We start from the raw sequence: 7,592 nt of genomic DNA on the forward strand, positions 1-7,592 counted from the left end.
GCTTGGCCGAGCTGAACGCGATGTTGGCCGAGCGTTGCCGCCGGCGGCAGGACGAGCGCGCCGGTCGTCACGCGCAGATGATCGGCGACCGTCTCGCTGCCGATTGTGAGGCCCTGCGCCCCTTGCCGGCGGTGCCGCTGGAGCCGTGCGAGAAGCGTGGCGGGCGGGTCTCATCGACGGCGCTGGTCCGTTATCGCTCCAACGACTACTCGGTGCCGACGGCCTATGGCTTCCAGGACGTGATGGTGAAGGGCTTCGTCGAGGAGGTCGTGGTCCTGTGCAGGGGCGAGGAGATCGCCCGGCATCCGCGCAGCTACGGGACCGGCGTGTTCGTCGCCGATCCGCTGCACTATCTGGCGCTGATCGAGGTCAAGCCGAACGCGCTCGACCAGGCGGCGGCGTTGCAGGGCTGGGACCTGCCCGAGACCTTCCAGCACCTTCGCCATCTGCTGGAGGCGCGAATGGGCAATCGCGGCAAGCGCGAGTTCATCCAGGTGCTGCGGCTGATGGAAGCCCTTCCGCGCGAGGTCGTGAGCTTGGCCGTCGGCGAGGCAATCCGGCTCGGTGCGATCGGCTTCGACGCGGTGAAGCTGATCGCGCTGGCGCGTCTGGAACGGCGCCCGGCCCGCCTCGACCTGGCGGCCTATCCGCACTTGCCGAAGACGTCGGTGAAGACGACCTCGGCCGCCGATTATGCCGTGCTCCTGCCAGGAGCGGCAGCATGACGGGCGCGGCGAAGGAGTCGATGCCGGCGGGGACCACCGCGGGAACGCCGCAGATCCTGCTGGCGCACCACCTCAAGCATCTGAAGCTGCCGACCGTGCTGCGCGAATACGACAAGGTGGCGCGGGAATGCGCCCGGGACGGCGTCGATCATCCCCGCTATCTGCTGCGGCTGGTCGAACTCGAACTGATCGACCGGGAACGGCGCATGGTCGAGCGGCGGATCCGGGCGGCGCGCTTCCCGGCGGTGAAGAGCTTCGACACCTTCGACTTCACCGCGATCCCGAGCCTCAACAAGATGCTCGTGCTGGAGCTGGCGCGCTGCGGCTACATCCTGCGCCGGGAGAACATCATCGCGCTCGGCAACAGCGGCACGGGCAAGACCCATGTCGCTCTCGCGCTCGGGCTGGCCGCTTGCCAGAAGGGCTTCTCTGTCGCCTTCACGACGGCGGCTTCCCTGGTAAATCAGCTCATCGAGGCCCGCGACGAGAAGCGCCTGCTCAGGCTCCAGCGCGAGTTGCAGGCGGTCAAGCTGCTGATCGTCGACGAGCTTGGCTATGTGCCGCTGTCGCCGACCGGCGCCGAGCTCCTGTTCGAGGTCTTCTCGCAGCGCTACGAGCGCGGCTCGACCATCGTCACCTCGAACCTGCCCTTCGAGGACTGGACGTCCGTCCTGGGATCGGAGCGGCTGACTGGCGCGCTGCTTGACCGGCTCACCCACCACGTCAGCATCCTGGCCATGAACGGCGACAGCTACCGCCTCAGGCAATCCGCTGGCCGCCGGCGCGCCACCGCCGCGGCGGAGCAAAACCAGGCCACCCCAGACAACGCCGATCCAGAAACCGGCGAGATCATCCCCTGATCAATCCCGACAGCGGATATGGCGAGGGCCCCGATCGGGGCCCTCGCCATATCCGCCGCTCCCCAACGCCAGTGGCCTGCTTTTACTCCGCCACGATGGCCTGGAATCCGACCGCCGTTGACAAGAGCGATAAATGGGCTAGCGCCTGTGTCTACTCGGATTTCAGACTAACCTACCGACCGGCCCGCGCAATTCAGCATCATGTCGACACCCACGATTACGACGAAGATCAAGGAGAAATACCCGACGCTTTCGAGAACGCAGAAGGTGTTCGCGGATTTCGTCCTGTCCGATCCGGTCAAAATGGCGAGCGTCAGTATCCATGTCGCTGTCGAGGAAGCTGGCGTCTCCTCGGCGACGGCGAACCGGTTTGTCCGCAGCGTAGGCTACAAAAACTATGCTTCGTTTCGTGCCGACCTGATTCAGAACCTCGGCGCGGCCTATGAACCAGTCTATCGGCTCAGGCAGGACATGTCGCAGAAGATGTCGGCTGACGGGATTGTCGCGAACATCCTGCGCGAGGACATCGAAAACCTCGCCGAGACCATCGGCTCGGTCGAGCCGGCGACATGGCGGGCGGCGGTCGATGCGATCAGGAAGGCGCGGCGGATCTTCGTCAACGGCTTCGACAACGGCGCCGCACTCGCCCAGATCCTCGCCAACGGCCTGCTGCGGATCAATCCGCATGTCCATGCGGTATCCGGCGGCTCAGGCGGCTTCGCCGGCCTGCGCCACATCGTTGGCATGGACGGCCGGGACCTCGTGATCGCTATCGCGTTTCCCCGCTATATCAAGGATACGGTCAGGCTGGCTGCCCTCGCCCGCTCGCGTGGCGTTCCGGTGCTGTCCATCACCGACAGCCATCGCTCGCCGCTCGCCGCCATCGGCGACGTCAATCTCTACATCGCGGCGCGGCGCCAGTTCGGCACGGTTTCCAATGCGGCGATCCTGGCGGTCATCGAGTCGTTGCTGGGGGCGGTCTTGCATGCCCACCCCGCGACGATCCGGCATGCAGAGGCCTTCGCCGAGCTGACACTGCCCTGGATCGAAAGCCCCTGAAGTCAGCTCCAGCGGGCCCTTGCCTTGCGCTCCAATGCGCTCGCGGCGAAGAAGCAGGCGATCGAGATAACCGCAGCGATCGCGCTCGCGCCGAGCGCATGGCTCATGGCAAGATCGCCGCGTGCGACGTTGAAGACATAGCCCAGCCCGCCCGTGCCCATCAGGAACTCGGCGACGATCGCCGCAAGGACCGCGTTCGCAGCCGCAAGCCGGAAGGCGATCGCCCATTGCGGGATGGCCGCGGGTAGGGCGAGGTGGCACAGGCGCCTGAATTTCCCCACTCCCAGAACGCGGAACAGATCGCTGCTGCCGGGCGGCAGAGCCCGCAATCCCGAGGTGGTGAAGACGAAGGCCGGGAAGAAGGAGATGATCGCCACGATGGCGAGAACCGTGCCGGTTTCGTAGCCGAATAGCCGGGCGAGGATCGGGATGATCGCGACCACCGGCACCGAGGCGAAGATGATGCTCAACGGCGTCAGCAGGCCGGAGACGAAGCGCGACAGCCAGGTCGCCACCGCAAGAGCCGTGCCGATCGCCATACCGAGCGCCAGCCCCGCCGCCGCCAGCAGCACCGTTCGCAGCGTCGCCACGCCGAATTCCCCCGCGTTCGCCAGGATATCCCTGATGATGGAGGAGGGAGAGACCATGACGATGCTGTTGATCGCATAGACCGAAAACACCGCCTCCCAGGCCAGCAGAATCGCCAGCACGATCCAGTTGCTGGCGAGCAGTCTCTTCAGGCGCGCGGTCATGGTTCGGTGCATGAAGCCTCTAGCGGAAACGTTGCTCGGCATAGCGTTGCAGCAGGCCGAACAGGGCGAACAGGCTGAGCGACACGATCACCGTCAGGACTACCGCGCTCCACAGCAACGGGATCTGGAAGTTCTGCATCGCGTTGATCATCAGCACGCCGAGCCCGCGCGAGGCGCCGAACCACTCGCCGATGATCACGCCGATCAGCGCCGAGGGCACGGCGAGCCGCATGCCACCGACGATGATCGGGATTGCAGCTGGAATGTCGAGTATCCGCAACCGGTCGAGGCGCGAGGCGCCAAGCACGCGCATCAGATCGCTCCATTCGGGTCGTGTTGAGGCAAAGCTTGATGTCGTCGTGACATACATCACAAAGAAGGTGCCGAGCCCGGCGAGCGCAGCTGGCGTGCTCTCCCGTCCGAGGAAAACGATGAACAGCGGGGCCAGCGCAATTGACGGGATGGCGTGGATGAAGGCGCTCAGCGTGTCGAGTCCGGAGCGCATGGCTGTGACGATATGGGCGAGCACGGCCGCAGCGATGCCGGCGACGAGCCCCAGCCCGTAGCCGAGGGCGAGCGAGCCGAGCGAGGCACCGAGTGCCCGCTGGAACAAGGTGCGGCGTGTTGGCGCAACGAGGAAAGTGACAACGTCTGACAAAGCGGGCCAGGTCAGCCCGAGCCACCGGTTCCGGCCGATTACCTCCCAGGCGAGCAGGAACATGGCGATGCCGAGCACGCCGAGCAGTGCAGAGTTGTCCCGCATCCGGGCGGACGCGGCCATCTCAGGGCTCCGTCCGGGAATCGAGCGCCGCGGTCAGTTCGTCCTGAAGACGGTGGAACAACTCGGTACGTGTGGTCTCGACGGTCCTCGGCCGCTCGAACGGCACATCGAGACTCTGGATGATCTGGCCAGGCCGTCCGCTCATCACTAGCACGCGGTCGGCCAGAAACAGCGCCTCGTCGACGGAATGGGTGACGAGCAGCGTCGTCAGCTTCTCTTCTGTCCAGATCCGCTGCAATTCATGGTTCATGTGGCGGCGGGTGACGGCATCGAGTGCGCCGAACGGCTCGTCGAGCAGCAGCACCTCCGGGCGCAGCACCAGCGAGCGCGCGATCGCCACGCGCTGGCGCATGCCGCCGGACAATTGCTTCGGCCGTGCTCGCTCCAACCCGGTCAGGCCGACAAGAGCGATGAGCTGCGCCACCCTGTCCTCGTCGACCGGCAGGCCGGCGACGCGATAGGGCAGGCCGATATTGCGACGCACGTCGAGCCAGGGCAGCAGCGCATGGTCCTGGAAGGCAACGCCGAGCCGGTGGGCGGCGGCGAGCGCGGTGGGCGGCTTGCCGTTGACGGTGACGCTGCCGCTGGTCGGTGTGTCGAGCGAGGCGATCATGCGCAGCACGGTGCTCTTGCCGCATCCGCTAGGCCCGATCAGCGCGACGAAGGACCCCGCCGCGATCTCCAGCGACATGCCGTCGAGCGCGACGAGGCGCTGGCCGTCGTCGAGGCGGAATTCCTTCGCGACGTTGCGAACCGCGACTGATGGCGCCGAGCCGGCGGTAGAGCTCATGCGGATCGTCTCTTGCCGTAATGCGCGATCGCCTGGTCGAAGCGCGCCATGATGCCGGGCAGCCGCCGCGACAGCTTGTGGCGCAGCTCGTCCATGTCGATGGTCAGGATCTCGCGATCCTTCATCACGGTTCGGCCGTCGACGACGACCGTGCGCACGTCGCGCCCCACTACGAGATTGGCGGCAAGGAACAGAGGGTCGCCTGCGCTGAACTGGTCGATGTTGTTCGCGTCGGCCAGGATGATGTCGGCACGCTTTCCGGTCTCGAGGCTCCCGATTTCGTTCTCGACGCCAAGCGCGCGCGCACCGCCATTGACCGCGACGGCAAAGAGCTCCTCAGCTGACATCGGCACTCTGATATGATAGGGGTGGCCGATTGAAGCCGCTTGGCCGATGCGCGCGGCGTGGGCAACAGCAAAAAGATCCAATGAGCCGGCAGATGCAGCGCCGTCGGTTCCAAGCCCGATAGCGATCCTGCGACGCCACATTTCCTGGAGGCGCGGCATTCCCACGCCGTAGTTGCCCAGCGCGCAATGGCAGGCGGAAACGTTATGCTTCTGGTAGAGGTCGACCTCCTCTGGCGCGAGGATAATCGAATGCGCGCAATGGAGATGTTTGCCGAGCACGCCGAGGTCATCGAGATACTCGGTCGGCCGCTTGCCAAAATGCTCCAGCGCGTAGTCGACCTCGTAAGTACCCTCCGAGAGATGGGTATGGATCTTGACCCCCATCTCTCTGGCCGCGGCCGAGAGCGACTGGATCAGCTCCGGCGAGCAGACGATGATCTGGCGCAGCGAGAGCCAGCCCTTGACACGCTCCTGCGCGCTCAGTTGCCTGACCAGCGCGATATTGCGGTCATAGGCCTCTTTAGTCGTCATCAGCATCGAGCGTGGAACGCTGCTGCCGGCGACATCCGGGTTCTGGTCGACGGTCGAAAGCGAAACAAAGCCACGAATGCCGACCTCGATCGCGGCGCGCGCCATTTCATCCGGATGCGGCCCGCCGGCTTCGGCAAAGCATGTCGTGCCGACGGTGAGCATATTGGTATAGGCGACGAGGCCGCTCAGATAGACGTCCTCGGGATCAAGCAGGCCTTCGAAGGGCACATAGTAATTCTTCCACGGCGGGTTACGCAGCGGGCCACGGCTGCGCAGCTCTGAAAGCTTGCCGCGCAAGAATTGCTGGGCCGTGTGGACATGCGCATCGATCATGCCCGGCATCGCTACCTGTCCGCTTCCGTCGATCACGGAAGCGGGCCGACCGATTTTCTTGCTCTCTGTCGCGGAGCCCATCCAAACGATCGCGTTTCCCTTGATGGCGATCGCACCATCCTTATGAATCGTGCGGGCAGCATCCATGGTGACGATGTCGCAGCCGCTGATCAGAAGGTCGACGTCCATCGGCAACGTCTGATCGGATCCGTTGGTTACGGCGGTCATTGCCTGCCCTCATAGGCTTCCTGCACGACCGTGAAGTCCGCGATCGTCGCGACATCGGGTAGTTTGCTGCGGCCGGTGGCCCGAGCGGCCTTGAACATCAGACCTTCAATGAGATCCTTATCCAGCGAGAGGGGCAGCTTGCCCGGCTCGGCATATTGTGTCAGTGGAATCTGCAATTCGTTCTGGCGGATTTGCTGGTCGAGATCGAGGCCCAGATCGGCGCCGTATTTCTCGACGACGAGGTGCGCCGCAACAGTCGGATCTTTCCGATTCATTGCCCACCCGTCGATCAGCCCTCGCATGTATCCGACAACGGCTGCCCTATTGCTTTTAAGGAATGACTGCGTGGTGACGATGATCGAGCCGAAAGTGCGGAAACCGAGATCGTCGAAGAAAACGAAATGGAAATCCTTGCCCGCTTTGAGGCCCATCTTTTCAAGGGTGATCGGCTGGTTCGTGCTGAACGCTGTGAAGGCATCGCCATCGCCGGCCAGGAGTGGCTCAGGGGAAAAACCGGTCGGGACCCAGGTCCACTGGTTCGGCAATCCGGCGAGCGCCAGCGTTGCATCAATCGCTGTTTTGTCATTGGGCGCCTGCGCCAGAACCTTCGCCCCCACCAGGCTCCTCGGTTCCAGGATCGGCTTCTTGGCCAGTGAGAGCAGGCCATGCGGGCTGCGGGGGAATGAAGCTCCGATCATCACGAAGTCATTGCCCTGATTGACCGCGTCAAGAAGCTGGAACCAGTTCGAGTAGGCGATGTCGGCCTTGCCGGCGGCCAGTGTCACGAGCGATGCGGGCGCATTGGGTCCGCCAGGCTGCCAGGCAACCTCGACGCCATATTTTGCCATGAGATTGTTTTCTTGCGCGAGCCAGTCGCCGGCATACTGGATGTTCGAAACCCAGCTCAACTGCACACGGGCCTTCTTAAGGCCTTGTGCCAAACCGTGCTTCGAAAGCATGGGCGCCGTCAGGCCCGCAGCCGCGAGCGCCTGGAGAAGAGACCGGCGACTAAACCCGTGCATAACGCGATCCCCATTTGTCACTATTGTCCCAAGAACAAGACCACAATGAAATTTGGATTGCAATCGACCTTTGCCAGCCTCTGTGAGAAGCGTCGCTCTTGTCTCAATTCGTAAGCGCTCCCCCGATCGCCTCGTGTTGGGCGCGGCGTGAATGTGCGAGGAAT

The 7,592-nt window shown here is 64.2% G+C and carries 7 protein-coding genes and 1 pseudogene; 3 read left to right on the forward strand and 5 right to left on the reverse strand.

The window, feature by feature from the left end:
* The 3 genes and pseudogenes from Q0Q02_RS22190 to Q0Q02_RS22200 all read left to right on the forward strand — a co-directional run.
* Positions 1-725: pseudogene (locus Q0Q02_RS22190) on the forward strand (IS21 family transposase); the annotation flags it as partial.
* Positions 722-1,585: an IS21-like element helper ATPase IstB gene (gene istB / locus Q0Q02_RS22195; RefSeq protein ID WP_293812795.1), complete on the forward strand. Its 864-nt coding sequence runs from the start codon at positions 722-724 to the stop codon at positions 1,583-1,585. The pseudogene Q0Q02_RS22190 and the gene istB, both read left to right, overlap by 4 nt.
* A gap of 201 nt (positions 1,586-1,786) precedes the next feature.
* On the forward strand, positions 1,787-2,644 hold the full coding sequence (locus tag Q0Q02_RS22200) for a MurR/RpiR family transcriptional regulator (RefSeq protein ID WP_293812797.1): 858 nt from the start codon (positions 1,787-1,789) through the stop codon (positions 2,642-2,644).
* A 2-nt stretch (positions 2,645-2,646) separates the two neighbouring features.
* Here Q0Q02_RS22200 and Q0Q02_RS22205 read toward each other — a convergent pair whose 3' ends face one another.
* Genes Q0Q02_RS22205 through Q0Q02_RS22225 form a run of 5 tightly spaced genes read right to left on the reverse strand, consistent with a single transcriptional unit; the run spans position 2,647 to position 7,365 of the window.
* Positions 2,647-3,396 carry an ABC transporter permease gene (locus tag Q0Q02_RS22205; RefSeq protein WP_293812799.1) on the reverse strand — a complete coding sequence of 250 codons (750 nt, stop codon included), beginning with the start codon at positions 3,394-3,396 and terminating at the stop codon, positions 2,647-2,649.
* 19 nt (positions 3,397-3,415) lie between these two features.
* The gene (locus Q0Q02_RS22210) at positions 3,416-4,177 is read right to left on the reverse strand and encodes an ABC transporter permease (RefSeq protein WP_293812801.1); all 762 of its coding nucleotides are present in this window, start codon (positions 4,175-4,177) and stop codon (positions 3,416-3,418) included.
* Between the two features lies 1 nt (position 4,178).
* Positions 4,179-4,967 (reverse strand): ABC transporter ATP-binding protein, encoded by a 789-nt coding sequence (locus Q0Q02_RS22215; protein WP_293812802.1) that lies wholly within the window; start codon positions 4,965-4,967, stop codon positions 4,179-4,181.
* Positions 4,964-6,406: an amidohydrolase family protein gene (locus Q0Q02_RS22220; RefSeq protein ID WP_293812804.1), complete on the reverse strand. Its 1,443-nt coding sequence runs from the start codon at positions 6,404-6,406 to the stop codon at positions 4,964-4,966. The genes Q0Q02_RS22215 and Q0Q02_RS22220 overlap by 4 nt, the downstream gene beginning before the upstream one ends.
* On the reverse strand, positions 6,403-7,365 hold the full coding sequence (locus Q0Q02_RS22225) for an ABC transporter substrate-binding protein (RefSeq protein WP_293812806.1): 963 nt from the start codon (positions 7,363-7,365) through the stop codon (positions 6,403-6,405). Before Q0Q02_RS22225 ends, Q0Q02_RS22220 begins: the two co-directional genes overlap by 4 nt.
* Between the last annotated feature and the right edge of the window lie 227 nt (positions 7,366-7,592).

This window comes from uncultured Allobosea sp., from assembly GCF_945956895.1.
GTDB lineage: Bacteria > Pseudomonadota > Alphaproteobacteria > Rhizobiales > Beijerinckiaceae > Allobosea.